The sequence below is a fragment of the Streptomyces sp. NPDC058401 genome (assembly GCF_042722885.1).
Lineage (GTDB): Bacteria > Actinomycetota > Actinomycetes > Streptomycetales > Streptomycetaceae > Streptomyces.
Map to the genome: position 1 here is coordinate 25,974 of NZ_JBHXKA010000062.1, position 18,813 is coordinate 44,786.

Here is an 18,813-nt window from a genome sequence, read left to right on the forward strand (position 1 = left end):
GCGTTCTGCTGCGTCACGAGGCCGTGGTCATCCAGGGGGCGACCGCGCCACCGCGGACCCGGCGCACCTCGCCCAGGGAGTCCAGGAGCCGGAGGTCGCGGTGGATGGTCATCGAGCTGACGTCCAGTTCGCGGACGAGCCGTTCGAGGGAGACGTAGCCCTCCCGGCACGCCGTCTCCACGATGTGGTGGCGCCGGGAAGCGGCGGTCAGCTTGCCCGTCGCCAGACTGATGATCCCGGAGCTCCGTCGGCTGTCCATCCCGTGCGCTTCTTCCCGTTGCGTGGACCAGACGTTGCGTATGGACCAGATGTAGACCAAAAATAGACCACAGCGGAGCACCGGAACCCGGCCGAAGGTCCCCCAATCCCAGGCCCGTGGGCCGCGCCAGCCCGGATGCGCCTCATCCTTCTGGTCCATTCCTGGTATGGAGAGGGGTCCGCGCCGGTGAATACTGGAGGGGTGAATCAGCCTCTCGACCTGCGGCCCGTCCTCCGGGACGGGGCGCGGCCCGTCCACGTACAGGCGCGCGACGCGATCGCCGAAGCCCTCGCCGCGGGCGCCCTCGCCCCCGGCACGCGCCTGCCCTCCGAGCGCCACCTCTGCGAGCGTCTCGGCGTCAGCCGGGTCACGCTCCGCAAGGCGCTGCACGCGCTCCAGGAGGAGGGCCGGGTCGGTTCGGCGGAACGGGCGGGCTGGCACGTCGCGGCAGGCTCCGGAGTCCTTCCCGCCTTCGAGCACACCTCCGAGCTCATCGGCGGGCTCAGGGAGTACAGCCGCCGGCGCGGTTTCACGCCGACCGCGCGGGTGTTCGCCGCCGGGCTGCGCCCCGCGGACTTCGAGGAGGCGGACACCCTCCAGGTGCTGCCCGGGGCGGTGATCTTCGAGCTGGACCGGGTGCGGCTCTTCGACGGCGCGGTCATGTGCCACTCCGTCACCCTCGTCCCGGCCGAGCGCGCCCCGGGCATCGGCGAGGCCGACTACACCACCGCCTCGCTGTACGGCGAGCTCACCGCACGCGGCATCGTCCCCACCCGCGCGAGCTACACGGTCCACTCCTCCCTGGTCCCCCCGGACGAGGCCCCCCTGCTGGACCTGCCCGAGGGTGCTCCCGTACTGCACATCGAACAGCTCACCTACGACCAGCACGGCCGCCCCTGCGAGTACAACCGCGTCGTCTACCGCGCCGACCGCTACCGCTTCCACACCACCCTGGCGGCCGCTCCCGGGCGGGAGTGAGCCGGACGCGCCGTGGGCGGCCGAGGGCACGAAGGGACTGAGGGGGATACGCCCCATGTACGCGGGCCGGGGATCCGAGCCCCGTCCGCTCCCCGAGGTCGACACCGGGATCAACCCCCTGGTGCTGGGCGCGCTCGGCAAGGGATTCTGACGGCCGCCTGGCAGGATCGCGGGTATGGAACGTGTGCTGGGAATCGGTGGATATTTCATGCGGGCCGCGGACCCGGCGGCCCTGGGTGCGTGGTACCGGGACTGCCTCGGGCTGGACTCGGACGAGCACGGTCTGTGGCGCCAGGCCGCCGGACCGACGGTGTTCGCCCCGTTCGAGTCCGGGACCGACTACTTCGGGTCCCCCTCCCAGCAGACCATGCTGAACTTCCGCGTCCGCGACCTGGACGCGATGCTCGCGCAGTTGCGCGCCAAGGGGGCGGACGTGGCCCAGGAGACCCAGGACATGGACGGCGTAGGCCGGTTCGGCTGGGTCACCGATCCCGAGGGCAACCGGATCGAACTGTGGCAGCCCGCCTGACCTCGCCCCTCAGGCGCCGGCCGTGACGGCCGGCTCGCGAGCGGGGGAGGGGGCCGGGTCCTGGGCCGCGGCCGGAGCCGGAGTCGCGGCCGGCCGTGCGGCGTACACCGCCTCCGCCGGGAGGTGGCGCTCCAGCCGGGTCAGCGCGAGCGCGGCGCCCAGCGCGGCGACGGTCAGGAAGGCCCAGGGCAGGCGGCCGTCGAGGGCGAGCAGCCCGGTGAAGAGCGACGGGGCCAGGGCGCTGGCCAGGGAGTACGACACCTGGTAGGTGGCGAGGTAGCGGCCGCGCACGGCCTCGGGCGCGGCCGAGACCGACAGGGCGCCGGCCGAGGGGCTGTGGACCAGTTCGCCGACCGTGTAGACCACCACGATCAGCAGCAGGGCGACCAGCGTCGTGGTCTGTCCGGGCCGGACCGTGCCGAGCACGATCTGCCCCACGAAGGCCGCGGCGAAGAGCAGCGCCCCGAGGGCGGCGGAGCGGGTGCGCCGGGCTCCGGAGCGCCGCACCCGGCTCGCGATCAGGACGCCGATCCCGGCGCAGAGCGCGGTGTTGACGGTGAAGGCCGCACCGGTGAGGGAGTCGGGGCCGTGCAGCCAGGTGGTGATGTAGAGCGGGAAGAGGACGGACAGGGCCGAGTACCCGAGCGCGGTAAGGAAGTTGGCGGCGGTCAGGCCCAGGAAGGGCCGGTCGGCGAGCACCATCCGGTAACCGGCGGGCGGACGCTTGGCGGAGACGGGTGCGCCGCCCGCGCCGAGCTCGCCGTACGCGTGGTCCCGTACCGGCTTCACCCGGCTGACGAGCAGTCCGGCGAGCGCGAAGGCGACCGCGTTGCCCCAGGCGGTGTAGGTGAACCCCGCCGTGCCCCACAGGGCCAGGACCCCGGAGACGATCAGGGCGCCGGCGCCCATGCCCGCGTTCTGCAGGGCCCGGATGGAGGCCTGGAGCCGGTCGCGGGCGCCGCCGCGGGCCACTTCACCGATGAGCGACTGCTGCACGATGGGGAAGGAGCGGTCGGCGAGGGCCGTGATCAGCGCGACGGCGGCGAAGGCGGGGAGGGACCCGGCGAGCGGGTAGAGGGCGAAGCCGAGGGCCCGTACCGCGTAGAGCAGCAGGTTGACCTTCTTGGCCCCGAACCGGTCGACGGCCGAGCCGGCGAGCGGCATGACCGCGAGCCCGGCCAGGCCGGTCGCCGTCAGCACGATGCCGACCAGGGCGAAGGAGAGGCCGGTGACGTGGTGGAAGAAGACGAGGGAGAAGGGGATGTACATCCCGATCCCGATCGCGCTGATTCCCACCCCGAGCAGCAGCGACCGTTCGCCCGCCACCCGTTCTTCGCGCATGCCCTTGCCCCTGACCGTGACCACGTCGATCTCTCCCCCGATTAGATTGCTAGGAAGTAGCTTAGCGCTAAGTGGTTTTGCGTCAAGGGTTTTCCTTGCGGTGCGGGCAAGGGTGGCCTGCCTGTCGTCCGGGGATCGCCGAACGGGGAAGTGGGGGAGGGGTGTTGGGGATTCAGTCCTCCCGGCCGCCGATGCCGGGGTCCGCCACGCCGCCGAGATCCCACGCCTCGATGTCGCGGTAGTGGATCGGCCCCGGGCCACGGCCGATGTTGCTGCCGACCAGGTGCAGACGCTCCGACCGCCAGCGCTGTCCGGTGAACCCGGAGAGTCCGGCGGCGGCCTCCACCGCCGAGGAGACATCGTTGCGGCGGGCGCGCGCCAGCGTCAGATGGGGCCGCAGCGGCCGGTCCTCGAAGGGGATCCCGCACTCCTTGACCACGGCGCGGGCATCGGCGGCGAGCCGGTGCAGCCCGTCGAGGTCCCCGTCGATCCCGCTCCAGAGCACCCGCTCGCCGAAGTGCCCGCCCCCGCGCAGGGCCAGGCGTACGGGACCGCGTGCCGCCGCGAGCTCCGCGAGCGGCGGCCGCAGGAGCGGGACGGCCCCGACCGGCAGCTCGCCGAGGAACGCCAGGGTGATGTGCCAGTCCTCGATGCGGTTCCACCGCATGTCCGGGTACGCGGCGTAGGCCGGGCCCAGCTCGCGCGCGAGTTCGTCCTTCGCGTCGTCGGGCGGGGCGAGGGCGATGAACACGCGGACGGTCGCGGGGCCGGGCTGTTCGTTCAGGTCGCTCAGGTCGTTCAGGTCGTTCATCGTGATCAGGTGTAGTGCGCCGTGTCGTGCACGTCGCCGAACCTGGGGAAGATCCGCTCCACGGTGAATTCGTGCTCGTCCGCGGCGAAACCCGACATGGCGTCGGCCACGAACTCCAGCTCGTAGCCGAGGTCGCTCGCGGCCCGCGCCGTGGACTCGACCCCCATCGTGGTGACCAGCCCGGCGAGCACCAGCGTGTCCACGCCCAGGCCGCGCAACCGCTCGTCCAGGCCCGTCTCGTGGAAGGCCCCGACGGTGTGCTTGACGATCCGGACATCACCCGGCCGCACCAGCCCGCCGGCGAAACCGCTGCCCGGCGGCTGCTCGGCGACCCCCGGCCGGTCCACTCGGACGAGCACCACCGGACGCCCGTCCGCCCTGAAGGCCTCGGCCAGCCGGAGGCAGCGGCCCAGTACCTCTTCACCGGAGTGAGGGGCGACCGGCATGTCGATGATGCGGGGCATCAGGTCGATGAGGATCAGTGCGGAGGTCACGGGAACGATCATAGGACAGGGCCGTACCGCCGCCGCGGCCCCGGCGGGAGGGAAGGCCGGGCGGGGGCTGCGGGCTGCGGCGGGCCTCAGGGCGTGCTCGTGAAGGAGCGGCGGTAGGAGCGGGGCGGAACCCCCCTGCGCCGCACGAACTGTTCGCGCAGGACCGCCGCGCTGCCGTAGCCGACCCGGCGGGCGATCTCCTCGACGGGCAGGTCCGTGCTCTCCAGCAGCTCCTCCGCGCTGCTCAGCCGGAGGTTGCGCAGCCAGGCGTGCGGGGTGGTGCCCGTAGCGGCGGTGAACCGGCGGGCGAAGGAACGCCTGCTCATCACGGCGCGGCGGGCCAGCTCGGTGACGGGAAGCGGTTCGTGGAGGTGCTCGCGGGCCCAGGCGAGGACGTCGGCGAGCCGCTCGTCGCGGCAGTCCTCGGGGACGGGTGCGGCGAGGTACTGGGCCTGACCGCCGTCGCGGTGCGAGGGCAGCACCATGTCCCGGGCGACGGCGTTGGCCATCGCTGCCCCGTGCTCCCGGCGCAGCAGGTGCAGGCACAGGTCGAAGCCGGCGGCGGCTCCGGCGCCCGTGACGATCCTGCCTTCGTCGATGTACAGGGCGTCCGGTTCGACGGCGACCTCCGGATGGCGGTGGGCCAGCAGCTCGGCGAACCGCCAGTGCGTGGTGGCCCGCAGCCCGTCGAGCAGCCCGGCCTCGGCGAGCGCGAACGTGCCGACGCAGTGGGCCGCGAGCACGGAGCCGCCCCGGTGCGCGGAGACCAGCGCCTCGCGCACCGCCGGACCGGGCGGTGTACGGAAACCGGCCCCGGGCAGGGCGATCACCAGGTCGGCGGAGGCCAGCCGGTCGAGGCCGTGCTCGATCGCGAGCGGCACGCCGATGTCGGTGGGGACCGGCCCGGGCCGCTCCGCGCACAGCGCGAAGTCGAAGCCGGGCAGCCCCTGCCCGTGCGGGCCGAAGACCTCGGAGACGATCCCGACGGCGAGCATGCCGACACCGGGTGGGACGTACGCGGCGACGGTCGCGAAAGGGGGCACGGGGGCAGTCTGCCACCCGTGGCACGAATCCTGCGATCACTGGCAGATGTGCCACTCGTACGCCCTCCGGGGGCGCGGAAGGATGACGGCCATGACGAACACGAAGACGGACATCGCGACGGACACCACGGCGGACAACGCGCCGAAGGCCACGGCGGACAACGCGGCGAAGGCCACGGCGAAGGCCACGGCGGACAACGCGCCGAAGGCCAAGGCGGGCGCACCGCTCGGCCGCAGCGCCGTCTACAAGATCCTCACCACCGGCTACGTCGGTTCCACCGGCCCCGGGGTCGCCGCCACCGTCTCGTACGTGTCCGATGCAGGCCGGCACTTCGTCTTCGACCCGGGCATGGTGGCGAGCCACGCGGACATCCTCGGCCCGCTCGCGGAACTGGGGCTGGGCCCCGAGGACATCACCGACGTGGTGCTCAGCCACCACCACCCGGACAACACCATGAACGTGGGCCTGTTCGGCCGGGCCCGGGTGCACGACCACAAGGTCGAGTACCGGGGCGACCAGTGGACGAACCGGGACGCCGAGGGCTACGAACTCACCCCGTCCCTGCGCCTGATCCGTACCCCGGGACACAGCCACGAGGACATCACCCTGCTGGCCGGGACGGACTCGGGCGTGGTGGCGTTCGCCGGCGACCTGTGGTGGCACGCCGAGGGCCCCGCCGACGACCCGGTGGCCCCGGACCGCGAGGTGCTGCGCGCTTCCCGGCTGCGGGTGCTCGCCGCGGCGGACCTGATCGTCCCCGGCCACGGCGGCCCGTTCGCCGCCGCCGGCACCGTGCCGGTCTAGGCCGTCTCTTCTGCCGCCTCGGGACGTTCGGGGCCGCCGGTGTCGGCGCGGTCCCCGGGGGAGACTGCGGTTTTGCGTCAACTCTCCTCTCATTTAGGAGAGTTGACGCCATGTTGACCTATCTTCCATGGGGCATACCGGTTCGTCCCAGGAGGTCAGATTGCAGTCCAGGCGCTTCCTCGCCCCACCCCGCTTGCTACGCCGATCACGTCTGCTCATCGCATTCGGCCTCGGCGCGCTGCTGATCGGCTTCACGCCGTGGCTCGGGGTCGCGAGCCAGGCCGCGGCCGGCCGCGGCCCGGATCCCCGGTCGGCGTCCGCGCCGTCACCCGCGCCCTTCGGCGATCAGGCGGCGAAGCAGTCGCCGCACCACGGCATCGCACCGGCGAACGCCATGGAGCCGGCGGCCCCCGTCCTCGACCGGACCGGGTGGACGGCCGTGGCGAGCGACGAGGAGACGGTCCGCGAGAACGGCCGCGCCGCCCAGGTCCTCGACGGTGACACCGCCACCCTCTGGCACAGCAGCTGGTCGGGCACCGCGGCCCCGCTGCCGCACAGCATCACCATCGACATGCACCGCACGGCCGCGGTCTCCGCACTCGTCTACCACCCCCGCACCAACGGCATCAACGGCCGGGCGGGCGCGTACACCGTCACCACCAGCACCGACGGAACCGCCTTCGGCGCACCGGTGGCCGCGGGCACCTGGCGCGACGACGACACCGTCAAGACCGCCACCTTCACCCGTACCGCGAACGCCCGGTTCGTCAGGCTGACGGTGACCACCGAGGCCGGCGCCCGCGGCCCGTGGACCTCCGCCGCCGAGATCCGCCTGAGCGGTCCCGCCAGCCCCGCCGCCCACGGATCCTGGGGCCGGATCACCGGCTTCCCCCTGGTTCCCGTGGCCACCGCCGTCCTGCCGGGGGACAAACTGCTGGCCTGGTCCGCGTACGCGGTGGACCGCTTCGGCGGCAGCAACGGCTACACCCAGACCGCGATCCTCGACCTGAAGACGGGCAAGGTCACCCAGCGCCGCATCGACAACACCGGGCACGACATGTTCTGCCCCGGCATAGCCATGCTGGCCGACGGCCGCGTCCTCGTCACCGGGGGCAGCAACGCGGAGAAGGCCAGCATCTACGACCCCGCCACCGACGCCTGGTCGGCCACCGCCAACATGAACATCCCGCGCGGCTACCAGGCCATGACGCTGCTCTCCACCGGCGAGGCCTTCGTCCTGGGCGGATCCTGGAGCGGCCCCGCGGGCGACAAGGCCGCCGAGGCCTGGTCTCCGGCCACCGGAACCTGGCGCGGGCTCCCGGGAGTCCCCGCCCTCCAGGCCTCCACGGCCGACCCGGCCGGACCCTACCGCGCCGACAACCACATGTGGCTGCACGCCACTTCGGGCGGCAAGGTGCTGCAACTGGGCCCGAGCAAGCAGATGAACTGGATCTCGACCACCGGTACGGGCAGTATCACCCCGGCCGGCACCCGGTCCGACAGCGGCGACGCCATGACGGGCAACGCCGTCGCCTACGACATCGGCAAACTGCTCACCCTCGGCGGCTCGCCCGCCTACCAGAACACCCCCGCCACGCGCCGCGCCTACACCGTGAACATCGCGGGCACCCAGGTCGAGACCGCGCGGACCGGTGACATGGCGTACGCCAGGGCCTTCGCCAACAGCGTGGTCCTGCCCGACGGCAAGGTCCTCGTCTTCGGCGGACAGAGCTACCCGGTCCCCTTCAGTGACGCGACCTCGGTCCTGACCCCCGAACTGTGGGACCCCGCGACCGGCGTCTTCACCCCGCTCGCCACCATGGCCGTGCCGCGCAACTACCACAGCGTGGCCAACCTGTTGCCGGACGGACGGGTCTTCTCCGGCGGCGGAGGCCTGTGCGGCGACTGCGCCACCAACCACGCCGACGGGGCCGTCTTCACACCGCCGTACCTGCTCAACCCGGACGGATCGCCGAAACCGCGCCCCGAGATCACCGGGGGAGCCCCCTCCAGGACGGCCCCCGGCACCACCCTGACGCTCTCCACCTCCCCCTCCACCCCGGCGGCGTCCTTCGTCCTGATGCGGGCGGCAGCCGCGACCCACTCCACCGACAACGACCAGCGCCGGATCCCCCTCGCCTCCACGGCCACGGGAACCGGCACCCACACGGTGTCCATACCCGCCGACCCCGGCGTGGTCCTCCCGGGCAACTACATGCTCTTCGCCCTGGACGCCCAGGGAGTACCGAGCACGGCCCGGTTCCTCACCATCTCCTGACCCCCGCCCGCACACCACCCGCCCGGCCGGGCCCCCAACCCGGCCGGGCGCACCCGCGCGGGAGGGGCGTCGGCCCCTGACGCCGGAGCACGCGGCTCCCCTACTCTCTGCCCATGGCGGACGACTGGCGGACGGACCGGATCGGGAGCGCGCTGCGCGGCGAAAACCCCACGGTGCTGCGGCGCTTGGCGGCGGGGTTCGCCGTGATCGGCGACGTGCAGTTCCTGCCGGGGTACGCGGTGCTCCTGGCGGACGACCCCGGCACGGAGAGGCTGTCCGACCTCCCCAGACCGCAACGGCTGGCCTTCCTCTCCGACATGGACCACCTGGGGGAGGCGGTCGAGCGAGCATGCCGCCGCACGGATCCCGCCTTCCGGCGGGTCAACCTGGAGATCCTGGGCAACACCGACGGCTTCCTGCACGCCCACGTGTGGCCACGCTACGACTGGGAGCCGCCCACCGCGGTGGGCAGCCCGGTCTGGCTCTACCCCCGCACCCACTGGTCCGCCCCACAGTTCGCCCTCGGCCCCCGCCACGCCCCGCTGCGCAGGGCGATCGGAGACGAACTGGACCGCCTGCGAGCGGAGGCCGGGCGCAGCCGCCGGCCGGAGTACGACCCGGCCCGCGACTGACTGCCCGACCCCGTGCGGTAGAGCGCCCGGGCCGGAGCGTCGTACGGTCGGGTCAGGGGGCGAGCAGGTAGGCGTTCGTGATCGTCTCCCGCACCGTGTTGCCGGCCTTGTCCCTCAGATCCACCTGGAACGACACGGCCTTGGCCGACGCCGGGTGCTTCACGGTCACCGAACGCGCCCCGTCCGCGTCCGTCGCCACCGCGAGGAGCTGCCAGGTCTTGCCCCCGTCGAAGGAGGCCCGGACCGCCAGCGCGGCGACCTGACCTGCCGCGGCGGCCGGCCCGCCGATCCGCAGCGGCACCTTCAGCGCGCCGCCCGCGGGCGCCGTTCCGGCCAGGCTCAGGTTCGGCGAGAGCCGCACCGAGGACAGCGGCAGCTTCACCTGCCGGTCGGTGGCCGGACGGGCCGAGGTGAACGTCCAGCTCGCCCGGACCTTCGTGCTGGTGGCGGTGTCCTTGGCGGACCGGGTCGCCTCCTTCGTCAGCCGGTACACGGCGGAGCCGGCCGGAACGTCGGCGCTGATCCAGCCGGTGGACGGGGTTTCGACGATGACCCGCCCGCCGGACTCCAGCCGGGTGAAGCCCCCGGTGGTGAAGGAGTAGCCCGCGTGACCGCTGCCGTCGTTGAACAGTCCGACGTTGGCGTCCAGGTAGTCGCCGTTGCGCCAGCCGCCCTGTTCGTCCCCGGCATCCAGGTCGGGGCCGACCACGCCGGTGTTGAAGTTCAGCGCGTAGCGCTTGCCCGGCTTGTAGGACGCCCGGTCGTGCGTGTAGAGGATGCGCGTCTCGCCCGCGGAGTCCAGCTGCGAGGCCGTCCAGGACCAGCGCACCCCCTCCGTGGTGACGTACTGGGTGCTCGCCAGCGGCAGGCTCTGCACCGGCGGGTCCATCACCCCGGCGGTGTACCCGTGGTCGTCCGTCGCCATCGCGGTCACCTGGGCCTTCGCCCCGGTGACCGAGGCCCCGAAGCCGAGCTTGACCTCGGCGACGTCGGCCCGGGTGAGCTTGCGGTCGAGCCCGTTGAACCACGTGCCCGTCCGGTTGAAGACCAGCCGGTAGTCGACGTTCTTGCCCGCCGCCCCCGGGGTCTTCCAGAGGCCGTTGTACTGGGCCCGCAGCGTGGACGAGGCCGGCCCCAGGTGCTGGGTGAGGATCTTCGTCGTCCCGTCGGTGGCCCACATGTCGGACACCATCGCGCCGTCGTCGGAGAACCCGGCGTACCCGCTCACCAGCTTCGCGCCGGGATCCGGCGGGGTGACGGCGAACGGCTTGGCCTTGCGGGAGTCGAAGGTGACCGTGGCCTTCCCGGTGACCTTCAGCACCGGCTGGACGAAGAAGCCCAGGGTGGAGTCCGGGCCCCAGACGACGCCCTCCAGCAGGTAGTCGCCCTTGGGAAGCCGCTGGACGACCGTGCCGCTCGGGTCGTACGGGACCTCGCGGCGGGCGTCCGGGCCCGCACCGAGCGGGGTGACCGTGGTGTAGTACGTCGCCGGGTTCGCGCCCTTGACGTCCAGGTGCTTCAGGGTGATGTCGTAGGACTCCACCTCGCGCTCGACCACGAGACCGGTGCGCACCTCCTGCCCGCCCCCGGAGGCCAGCACGGTTCCGCCGAAGACGCCGTCGACGGAGCCCTTGCGGGGGTCGGCGGTGACGGTGGTCGTCGCGCTGCCCCCCGCGGGGACGGTCAGCTGGGCGTCCTTGACGGTGAACATCCCGGCCGCTGCCGGCTGGCCGGTCGGCCCGGTGCCGGCCGTGCTCAGCTTCAGCGTGACCGGCTTGGTGCTGTGGTTGCGGTAGGTGAGTGACTTGGACACCGGCTTGTCGTCGGCGTGCGGCCACAGGTGCGTACCGAAGGCGAGGGAACCGGGATCGGCTCTGACGACGGCCTTGCCGGCCCGGGCCAGGTCGACCCGGCCCGCGCCCTGCTGGTAGGCGTTGAGCTTCGGGTTGGGCGTGGCCGAGGCGGTCAGCAGGGCCTTGATGCTGGCCGCGTTCCAGCCCGGGTGCTGCTGCTTGACCAGGGCCGCGGCGCCCGCGACGTGCGGGGTGGCCATCGAGGTGCCCGACATGCTGGTGTAGCCCTCTTCGTGCGTACCGTCGTTCTGCGTGGTCAAGGCGGCGGTGATGTCGACGCCCGGGGCGGTGATGTCCGGCTTGGTCAGTCCGTCGGCCGTCGGACCGCGGCTGGAGAACTCGGCGAGCTGGTCCTGCTTGTCCACCGCGCCGACGGTGAGCGCCGCCGCGGCGCTGCCGGGCGACCGCAGCGTGGCGGCCTTGTCGCCCTCGTTCCCGGCGGCCACCACGAAGAGCGCCTTGCCGGAGAGCCGGGCGACCGCTTCCTCCAGGGGGTCGACGCCGGGAGTGTCGGGCGAGCCCAGGCTCATGTTGACCACCGCGGCGCCCTGGTCCACGGCCCACTGCATACCGCTGATGATCTCGGAGTCGGAGCCGAACCCGTCGTCGCCCAGGACCTTGCCGTCCAGGAGCTGCACATCGGGTGCCACGCCCTTGTAGAGGCCGCCCGACCGCGCGCCCGACCCGCCGATCGTGGAGGCCACGTGCGTACCGTGCCCGTACCGGTCCTTGGAGTCGGGCGAGCTGCTGAAGTTCTTCTGCAGGGTCTCGACGCCCTTGAGGTCCGGGTGGGTCTCGTCGACCCCCGTGTCCAGGACCGCCACCTTGACGCCCTTGCCGGTGAAGCCCGCCTTCCACATGGCGGGCGCACCTATCTGCGGCACGCTCTTGTCCAGGGTGGCGCTCACCTTGCCGTCCAGCCACAGGTGCGCGACCGGCGGTTCGGGCGCGGAGCCCAGCGTGCGGGCGTCCTTCCGGCCGGTGACCGCCGTCCACAGTGCGGCGGCGTCGGCCTTCGGTGCGTTGAACGCCTCGCCCGCCACCGCGGGCAGTTCGCGGCGGTCGCGGGCGACGGCCGCCAGCGTGTCGCCGGAGGCCCCGAAGGTCCTGGCCCCCGAGGCGTCGAGGCGGTAGCCGGCGATCAGGGGCAGTGTGCTGCGGTGCGCGTCGTCGTACCCGTCCCTGACCAGCCCGGCCACGTCGAACAGCTGCCGGTCGAGCACCCCGTCGGCGACCAGGCGCAGGGCGTCCTGCGGAACGACGTACGTGCGCTCGCCCTCGCGGCGCACCGAGAAGGCGGTCCCCTCACGGCCCGCGCCGCGCAGCAGCTGTTCGACGCTGCCGTCGCCCTTGACGACGACCCGGTCGCCGGTGATCAGGGTCACCGTCGCCGGCGGCTTCGTCTCCTTCTTCGCGCGGTCCGCGGCCGGACCCCCCGTGCCGTCCCGTGCGGCGGTGCCCGCGGCCAGCGCCGGTGTGACGCCGGCCGCCGCCGTGCCCGTGAGCAGAGTCCCCGTCACCGCTGCGGCGAGCGCCGCCGTCCGGGCCTTCCTGGTAAATCCCACCCGTGTTCCCCCGAGTCCGTGTGCATGCCCATGCATGTGGTGTGGGGTATCACGCCGGACGGACCCGTTCGGTTCTCCGCGGACGCGGGGAATGTCAACCCGCGTCCGAACCAGTCCGGTTGGGTCACCAGGTCACGGGGAGCTCCCGCAATCCGTAGACGATGGTGTCCCGTTGGAAGACGAGCCGCTCCTCGGGCACGGCCAGGCGCAGGCCCGGCAGTTCGCGCAGGACGGTCTCCAGCATGATCTGGAGCTCGACCCGGGCCAGGGTGTGGCCCAGGCACTGGTGGGCGCCGTGGCCGAAGGCCACGTGCCGGCGCGCGTCCCGGGTCACGTCCAGCTCCGCCGGGCAGGCCGCGGCGCCGTCCGGTGAACCGAACAGCTCCGGCTGCCGGTTGGCGGTGGACAGCATGCAGATCACCCCGTCGCCGGCCCTGATCCTCGCTCCGCCGACCGTGACGTCCTCGGTGGCGGCGCGGCCCAGACCGAGGTGGATGATCGTGAGGTAGCGCAGCAGCTCCTCCACCGCCCCCGGAACCAGGGCCGGTTCGGCCCGCAGCCGGGCGGCCTGATCGGGACGGCGCAGCAGGGCCAGGACACTGAGCGCCGCCATGTTGGTGGTGCTCTCGTGGCCGGTGATCAGCAGCATGAAACCGAGCGAGGCCGTTTCCCGCGCGGTCAGGTCGGGCCGGACGGCGAGCCGGCTGAGGATGTCGTCCCCGGGATCCCGCCGCTTGCGCTCGGCCAGACCGGACAGGTAACCCATCAGCTCGCGGTGGGCCGCGGCGGCCCGCCCGGGGTCGGTGGTGTTGTCGAGCAGGGTCCGGCTGAGCGACTGGAACAGCGCGTGGTCCTCGTACGGGACCCCCAGCATCAGGCAGATGACCAGCGACGGGACCGGCAGCGCGAAGTCCGCGACGAGGTCGGCGCTCCGGCGCCCGTCGGCGGTCATGGCCCCGACGGCGGCCTCGACCACCTCGACGATGGCCGGGCGCAGCTCCTGGACCCGGCGGGTCAGGAAGTCCTTGGCCACCATCCGCCGCAGCCGGGCGTGCTCCGGGTCGTCCATCCGGATGAAGCTGGGCTGGGCGGTGGCCAGTTGACGCTGGCCGGGGGACAGGAAGGGGAACCCGGGAGTGCGCGCGTCGGCGCTGAAACGGGCGTCGGCGAGCACCGCCCGCACCTCCGGGTGGCCCGTCACGAGCCAGCAGGGGGTGCCGTCGGGGAGCTCGGCGCGGCTGACCGGCTCCCCGGCGGCGGCTTGGGTGTAGCCGGGCGGCGGATCGTAGGGGCAGGAGCCGTACGGGGCGGGCAGGGCGAGCGGGGCCGCGGCCGCAGACCCGGGGGCGGAGGCGGCAGCGGAAGCGCCGTCCGCGGCGGTGTCGGCACCGGCGGCGGTCGGGGAGGTGCCGGTCGGGGAGGTGATGGCGGTCATGGTGGCGGATCTCATCCGGAGGGGGTTCGGCCGCCGTCGGGCGGGGTGCGGAGGGCGCCGAGCGTGGCGCACATGGTGGCGCACTGCCCGGCGAGGATCAGTAGTTCGATGAGCTGGTCGGGGCGCAGTCCGCCCGCCAGCCGGTCCCACAGCGGCTGCGGCAGCGGCTCCCCGGCGGCGAGCGCGTCGGAGGCCTCCAGCAGGGCCGCATCGGCGACGGACCAGGGATGTCCGGCCAGGGGCAGGGCCGTTGCCGCCACCTCGCGGGGGTCCAGCCCGGCGTCGGAGGCGACCGCGCTGTGGCGGTCGAACACGAAGGACCCGCCGCGGCGGTGGGCGGTGCGCAGGACGACCAGCTCGCGCTGACGGCTGGTCAGGGTGCCTTCGTGGGTCAGGACCCGGGCGAGGGAGAGCCAGGCGTGGGCGAGGCCGGGATGGTGGGCGAGGGTCCCGAAGAGGTTCACCCGGCCCGGGCCGTCCTTGGCGGATCCGGCCAGCAGGGCGCGCAGCGCGGGTGTCCACTGCTCGGGCGGCAGCGGGGCGATCCGTACGGAGTGCCCGGGCTGCCCGGGCCGGTCGGCGTCCTCGCGCTGCTCCGGACCCTCGTGTCCTACGGGCTCTTCGATGGTCATCGGGCTCACCACCGGCAGATCACGACGCCGGCGCTCGCGCCGCTCGCGAACCCGAACATGCCCACCAGGTCCCCCGGGTGGAGCCGGTCCGAGTTCAGTGCGGTGGCCAGCTGCAGCGGGATCGTGTTGGTCGCGACGTTGCCGTGCGCCGGGAAGGTGGACAGGATCCGCGCCGGATCCACGCCCACCCAGCCGCACGCCACCCGGGTGAAGGGCACGGACGGCTGGTGCACGCAGACGAGGTCGAGGTCCTCGACGTCCACCCCGAGCTCGCGGACCGCTCCGCGCACCTTGGCCGGCATGCCGTCGAAGGAGGCCACGAGCCGGGCCGAGTCGATCTCCAGGCGGCCCATCGTGCGGTGGTTCGCGTACGGATTGGGCAGCGTCGCCGCTTGCCAGCCCCAGGAGTTGGCGAAGAAGCGGCTTCCGAGGATCCCGGGCCGCGTGCTCGCGGTGACCAGGACCGCCGAGCCCATGTCGCCGGTGCTCAGGCTCGGCAGGGCGCTCAGCACCTCGTCCGGGTCGGTGACGTTCCAGCGGCTCTCCCGGGTGCTGACCTCGGCGCTGGTGATCAGCACCCGCCGGTACTGTCCGGTGCGGACGAAGGCGTCGGCCACCTCCAGGGCGTTCAGTACGCCGTTGCAGGCGTTCTTCAGGTCGAACACCGGGCAGTCCAGGCCGAGTTTGGCCGCCACCACATGGGCGGTGGCCGGTTCCTCCATATCGGCGAGGATCCCGGCGTACAGCAGCAGGTCCACCGACCCGGCCGGGGTGCCGCTCTCCTCCAGCAGACTGCGGGCGGCGTGCACCGCCAGGTCGGAGGGCTGCTCCTCGTGCGGGGCCACCGTGCGGTGGGCCAGCCCGTACATGTGCTGGAGCACGCCCCGCGACATCGGGATGCCGGGGCTGCCCGCCCGGAAGCGGTCCTCGACCGCGGAGACGCTCTGGCGCTCCTGCGGTACGTGGACGGTGGCGTGGACGACGGCACTGTGAACGGCCAAGGGTACGGAGCCTTCTGCTGGTGGGAGACGTCGGAGGCGGTCAGGGCGCGGTGAGGAGGAGCACCACGTTGTGTCCGCCGAAGCCGAAGGAGTGGCTGACGGCCGCGGTGACCCGCTGCTCGCGCACCGTGCCGGTCACGCAGTCGATGTCGTAGGGAGAGCCGGAACCGGACCCGCGCGCCCCGAGGTTGGCGATGGGCGGCACCCGGGAGTCCCGGATGGAGAGCGCGGTGAGCGCGGCCTCCACGGCGCCGGCGGCGCCGAGGGTGTGGCCGAGCACCCCCTTGGGAGCGGTCACGCTCGGACCGTGCGGCAGGACGCGGCCGATGAGTTCGGCCTCCGTGCGGTCGTTGAGGGGGGTGGAGGTCCCGTGGGCGTTGACGTGGTCCACATCGGCGGCGGACAGCCCGGCCTCGGCGAGCGCCGCCCGCAGGGCCGCCTCGGCGTACTCCCCGCCGGGCGACGGCGCCGTCGGATGGTGTGCGTCCGAGGTGAGGCCGGCCCCGGCGAGGTGCGCGTATCCGCGCCGCCCGCGGGCCGCCGCGTCCGCCGGCCGCTCCAGTACGAGCACTGCGGCCCCCTCGGCGATGACGAAGCCGTCGCGGTCCGCCGCGAACGGCCTGGAGGCCTCCTCCGGCCGGTCCACCCGCCCGGACAGCGCGCCCATCCGGGCGAACCCGGTGGTGACCACCGGGGTCACGGCGGCCTCCGCGCCGCCGGCGATCGCGATGTCGCAGGCCCCGGACAGCAGCAGGTCACGGGCGACGGCCAGGGCGGTGGCCCCGGAGGAGCAGGCCGTCTCGGTGGCCAGGGAGGGGCCGTGGGTGCCGAGGTCCGCCGACACCTCTCCCGCGGCCATGTTGGGGATGAGCATCGGGATGAGGGAGGGCGTGACCAGGTCGGGTCCGCCCTGGTGGTGGCGCAGGGTCTGGGCCTCCAGGTGGGCGGCCCCGGCCAGTCCGGAGCCGATGACCACGGCAACGCGGGCCCCGTCCCAGGAGGCGGGATCGAGTCCCGCGTCGGCCACGGCCTCGCGGGCCGCCAGTACCGCGAGCTGCGTGAAACGGCCCATCCGCCAGGCCTTGCGGCCGCCGATGCGCCCCTGTTCGGGGGCCATGGCGGGGATCCGGCAGGAGAAGTCCACCGGGCAGCCCTTGAGCTCGGGATCGGTGTCCGCGGTCGAGCGGCCCCGGAGCACTCCGGCCCAGGTTTCCTCGCGGCTCACCCCGGCCGGGGTGATGAGCCCCAGACCGGTGACGGCCACGGCGCGGGGGCGCGGGGAGCCCGTCACAGGGCTTCCCGCTCGGACCGCTTGGAGTGGAGCACGGCCACGAGTTCGCCGATGGTGGTGCGCTTGGCCGCCTCGTGCTCCTCGACCTTCACACCGAGCTCCTCCTGGAGGGTGAGGGCCAGTTCGGCGAGGGCGAGCGAGTCCAGGTCGAGGCTCTCCAGGGTGGCGTCGGGCAGGACGCTCTCCGGGGAGACCTCGAACTTCTCGGTGAGCACGGTGGTGAGCACGGTCTGGACCGGGGGCATGGCGTGGTGTCCTTCCGGGACGGGTTACGGGCGGGCAGGGGAAACGGGCAGGCGGAAACGGGCAGGCGGAAAGGGCCGGTTGGCGGCAAGGAGCCGGAGCCGGAGAAGAGGGCTCGGGAATCAGGCGTCAGCGGCCAGCGGCCAGCGGTCAGGAAGCAGGGATCAGAGACCAGGGGTCAGGGCGCCGGTTCGATGCCGGGCACCGCACGCTCGAACCGGGGCCAGAGCACGGCCGCCGACCCCCAGGTGAGCCCGGCGCCAAAGGTGGTGAGCAACACCCTTTCCCCGGCGTGCAGTTCGCCGCGCGAAGCGGCGTCGGCCAGGGCGAGCGGGATGGACGCGGCGCCGGTGTTGCCGACCCGCTCGATGTTGGTCACCTGGCGCGGACCGGGGACGGGCAGGCGCTCCCCGACGGCCTTCAGGATGCGGGCGTTGGCCTGGTGGGCGCAGAAGCGGTCCACGTCCTCGGGCCCCCAGCCCGCGTGTTTCAGTACGGTCTGCGAGGACTGGGTCATCCGGTTCACCGCGTGCTGGAACACCTCGCGCCCCTGCATGCGGAAGTGCCGGTCGCCGGGGCCGTAGGCGTCCGGGGCCGACCGCTCCCGGGCTCCGCCGCCGCGCACCTCGATGAGTTCGTCGCCCGAGCCGTCGCTGCCGAGGTCGAAGGCGAGGATGCTCCCCGGTTCCCCGGAGCGGCCCCGGCGCAGGACGACGGCACCCGCCCCGTCGCCGAAGACGATGCCGGCCGAGCGGTCCTCGGGGTCGAGGAGCGTGGAGTACAGGTCGGCCGCGACGAGCAGCACCCGGTCCGCGCAGCCGGACAGCAGGGCGCCGGCGGCGGTGGCGAGCCCGTACAGGAAGCCGCTGCAGGCGGCGTTCACGTCCCAGGCGGCCGCGCCGCCCAGGCCCAGGCGGGTGGCCAGTTGCGGGGCCATGGCCGGCATGGGCCGGTCCGGCGTGGACGTGGCCACGAGCACGGTGTCCACCGGAGCGCCGCCCGCCACGGCCAGGGCCCGGCGCCCGGCTTCGAGGGCGAGTTCGCCGGTGGAGACTCCGGGATCGGCCCGGCGCCGCTCGCGGATCCCGGTGCGGCGGTGCACCCAGGCGTCGTCGATGCCCCAGGCCGCGGGGAGTCCGGCGTTGGCGACCACCCGGGGCGGAACGTATCCGGCGATGCCCTCCAGCACCGCCGCGGGCGGGACGGAACGGCTGGCCGGGAGTGTCAACTGGTCTTCTGGGCAAGGCAGGAGGGAAGTCACGCACGTCTCTCAGCAGGGATCTCGGGGGAGCGGCACGACTGTAGGGCGCGTCAAGATCACGGCGGGTGCGGAGACGGAGGGGAACGCATGTACTGGAAGCCCGCTGCGGCGTCATCGCCGCAGCTCAGCGGTGTGCAGGAAGAAACGTTACCGCCGCTGGGCCATCGGGGTATCGCCCCAAAGGCTGAATCGCATACGGCTGTCCAGGCGTCCTGCTGACGCAGGGGTGCCGGAGTCCTCCGGTGCATCAACCGCTCCCAGGGCCCGGGGGCAACGGTGGGAAACGGGTGCCGCTGTTGAACGTGTTGCACGCACACCTGAACCTGTTGCACGCACACCGCTCCCGGCCCGCTCCGCGGCAC

General features: G+C 73.3%; 17 protein-coding genes. 5 read left to right on the forward strand and 12 right to left on the reverse strand.

Annotation, left to right across the window (positions count from 1 at the left end; genetic code table 11):
* Nucleotides 1-13: 13 nt before the first annotated feature.
* A complete protein-coding gene (locus ACFWNV_RS22790) occupies nt 14-259 on the reverse strand; it encodes a DeoR family transcriptional regulator (RefSeq protein ID WP_383949994.1) in 246 nt (81 codons plus the stop codon).
* A gap of 201 nt (nt 260-460) precedes the next feature.
* Here ACFWNV_RS22790 and ACFWNV_RS22795 point away from each other — a divergent pair, with 201 nt between their 5' ends.
* Both ACFWNV_RS22795 and ACFWNV_RS22800 read left to right on the forward strand, forming a co-directional pair.
* The gene (locus ACFWNV_RS22795; RefSeq protein ID WP_383949997.1) at nt 461-1,237 is read left to right on the forward strand and encodes a GntR family transcriptional regulator; all 777 of its coding nucleotides are present in this window, start codon (nt 461-463) and stop codon (nt 1,235-1,237) included.
* A gap of 175 nt (nt 1,238-1,412) precedes the next feature.
* Nucleotides 1,413-1,766 carry a VOC family protein gene (locus tag ACFWNV_RS22800; RefSeq protein ID WP_383950000.1) on the forward strand — a complete coding sequence of 118 codons (354 nt, stop codon included), beginning with the start codon at nt 1,413-1,415 and terminating at the stop codon, nt 1,764-1,766.
* A 9-nt stretch (nt 1,767-1,775) separates the two neighbouring features.
* Here the strand turns inward: ACFWNV_RS22800 and ACFWNV_RS22805 are convergent, their stop codons facing one another.
* From ACFWNV_RS22805 to ACFWNV_RS22820, 4 genes are all read right to left on the reverse strand, one after another.
* Entirely contained in the window at nt 1,776-3,131 is a 1,356-nt protein-coding gene (locus tag ACFWNV_RS22805) for an MFS transporter (RefSeq protein ID WP_383950003.1), read from the reverse strand.
* A gap of 148 nt (nt 3,132-3,279) precedes the next feature.
* The gene (gene thpR / locus ACFWNV_RS22810) at nt 3,280-3,918 is read right to left on the reverse strand and encodes an RNA 2',3'-cyclic phosphodiesterase (protein ID WP_383950005.1); all 639 of its coding nucleotides are present in this window, start codon (nt 3,916-3,918) and stop codon (nt 3,280-3,282) included.
* A 5-nt stretch (nt 3,919-3,923) separates the two neighbouring features.
* Nucleotides 3,924-4,412: an isochorismatase family protein gene (locus ACFWNV_RS22815; protein ID WP_383950008.1), complete on the reverse strand. Its 489-nt coding sequence runs from the start codon at nt 4,410-4,412 to the stop codon at nt 3,924-3,926.
* Nucleotides 4,413-4,498: 86 nt separating this feature from the next.
* Nucleotides 4,499-5,407, reverse strand: a complete 909-nt coding sequence (locus ACFWNV_RS22820) for a GlxA family transcriptional regulator (protein ID WP_383950050.1) — start codon at nt 5,405-5,407, stop codon at nt 4,499-4,501.
* A gap of 139 nt (nt 5,408-5,546) precedes the next feature.
* Here ACFWNV_RS22820 and ACFWNV_RS22825 point away from each other — a divergent pair, with 139 nt between their 5' ends.
* The 3 genes from ACFWNV_RS22825 to ACFWNV_RS22835 all read left to right on the forward strand — a co-directional run bounded on the left by ACFWNV_RS22825 (nt 5,547) and on the right by ACFWNV_RS22835 (nt 9,170).
* Nucleotides 5,547-6,260 carry an MBL fold metallo-hydrolase gene (locus ACFWNV_RS22825; RefSeq protein WP_383950011.1) on the forward strand — a complete coding sequence of 238 codons (714 nt, stop codon included), beginning with the start codon at nt 5,547-5,549 and terminating at the stop codon, nt 6,258-6,260.
* 160 nt (nt 6,261-6,420) lie between these two features.
* Nucleotides 6,421-8,538: a galactose oxidase-like domain-containing protein gene (locus ACFWNV_RS22830; RefSeq protein WP_383950014.1), complete on the forward strand. Its 2,118-nt coding sequence runs from the start codon at nt 6,421-6,423 to the stop codon at nt 8,536-8,538.
* A 113-nt stretch (nt 8,539-8,651) separates the two neighbouring features.
* Nucleotides 8,652-9,170 carry a diadenosine tetraphosphate hydrolase gene (locus ACFWNV_RS22835; protein WP_383950017.1) on the forward strand — a complete coding sequence of 173 codons (519 nt, stop codon included), beginning with the start codon at nt 8,652-8,654 and terminating at the stop codon, nt 9,168-9,170.
* Nucleotides 9,171-9,222: 52 nt separating this feature from the next.
* Here the strand turns inward: ACFWNV_RS22835 and ACFWNV_RS22840 are convergent, their stop codons facing one another.
* From ACFWNV_RS22840 to ACFWNV_RS22870, 7 genes are all read right to left on the reverse strand, one after another.
* Nucleotides 9,223-12,588: a S8 family serine peptidase gene (locus ACFWNV_RS22840; RefSeq protein WP_383950020.1), complete on the reverse strand. Its 3,366-nt coding sequence runs from the start codon at nt 12,586-12,588 to the stop codon at nt 9,223-9,225.
* 124 nt (nt 12,589-12,712) lie between these two features.
* Nucleotides 12,713-14,023 (reverse strand): cytochrome P450, encoded by a 1,311-nt coding sequence (locus tag ACFWNV_RS22845; protein WP_383950023.1) that lies wholly within the window; start codon nt 14,021-14,023, stop codon nt 12,713-12,715.
* A gap of 11 nt (nt 14,024-14,034) precedes the next feature.
* Entirely contained in the window at nt 14,035-14,655 is a 621-nt protein-coding gene (locus tag ACFWNV_RS22850) for a carboxymuconolactone decarboxylase family protein (RefSeq protein ID WP_383950026.1), read from the reverse strand.
* Between the two features lie 5 nt (nt 14,656-14,660).
* On the reverse strand, nt 14,661-15,656 hold the full coding sequence (locus ACFWNV_RS22855) for a 3-oxoacyl-ACP synthase III family protein (RefSeq protein WP_383950029.1): 996 nt from the start codon (nt 15,654-15,656) through the stop codon (nt 14,661-14,663).
* A 40-nt stretch (nt 15,657-15,696) separates the two neighbouring features.
* Nucleotides 15,697-16,947, reverse strand: a complete 1,251-nt coding sequence (locus ACFWNV_RS22860; RefSeq protein WP_383950032.1) for a beta-ketoacyl-[acyl-carrier-protein] synthase family protein — start codon at nt 16,945-16,947, stop codon at nt 15,697-15,699.
* Nucleotides 16,944-17,192, reverse strand: a complete 249-nt coding sequence (locus ACFWNV_RS22865) for a phosphopantetheine-binding protein (RefSeq protein ID WP_383950035.1) — start codon at nt 17,190-17,192, stop codon at nt 16,944-16,946. Before ACFWNV_RS22865 ends, ACFWNV_RS22860 begins: the two co-directional genes overlap by 4 nt.
* Nucleotides 17,193-17,368: 176 nt before the next feature.
* Nucleotides 17,369-18,418, reverse strand: coding sequence for a beta-ketoacyl-ACP synthase 3 (locus ACFWNV_RS22870; RefSeq protein ID WP_383950038.1), 1,050 nt, complete (start codon nt 18,416-18,418; stop codon nt 17,369-17,371).
* Nucleotides 18,419-18,813 lie beyond the last annotated feature (395 nt).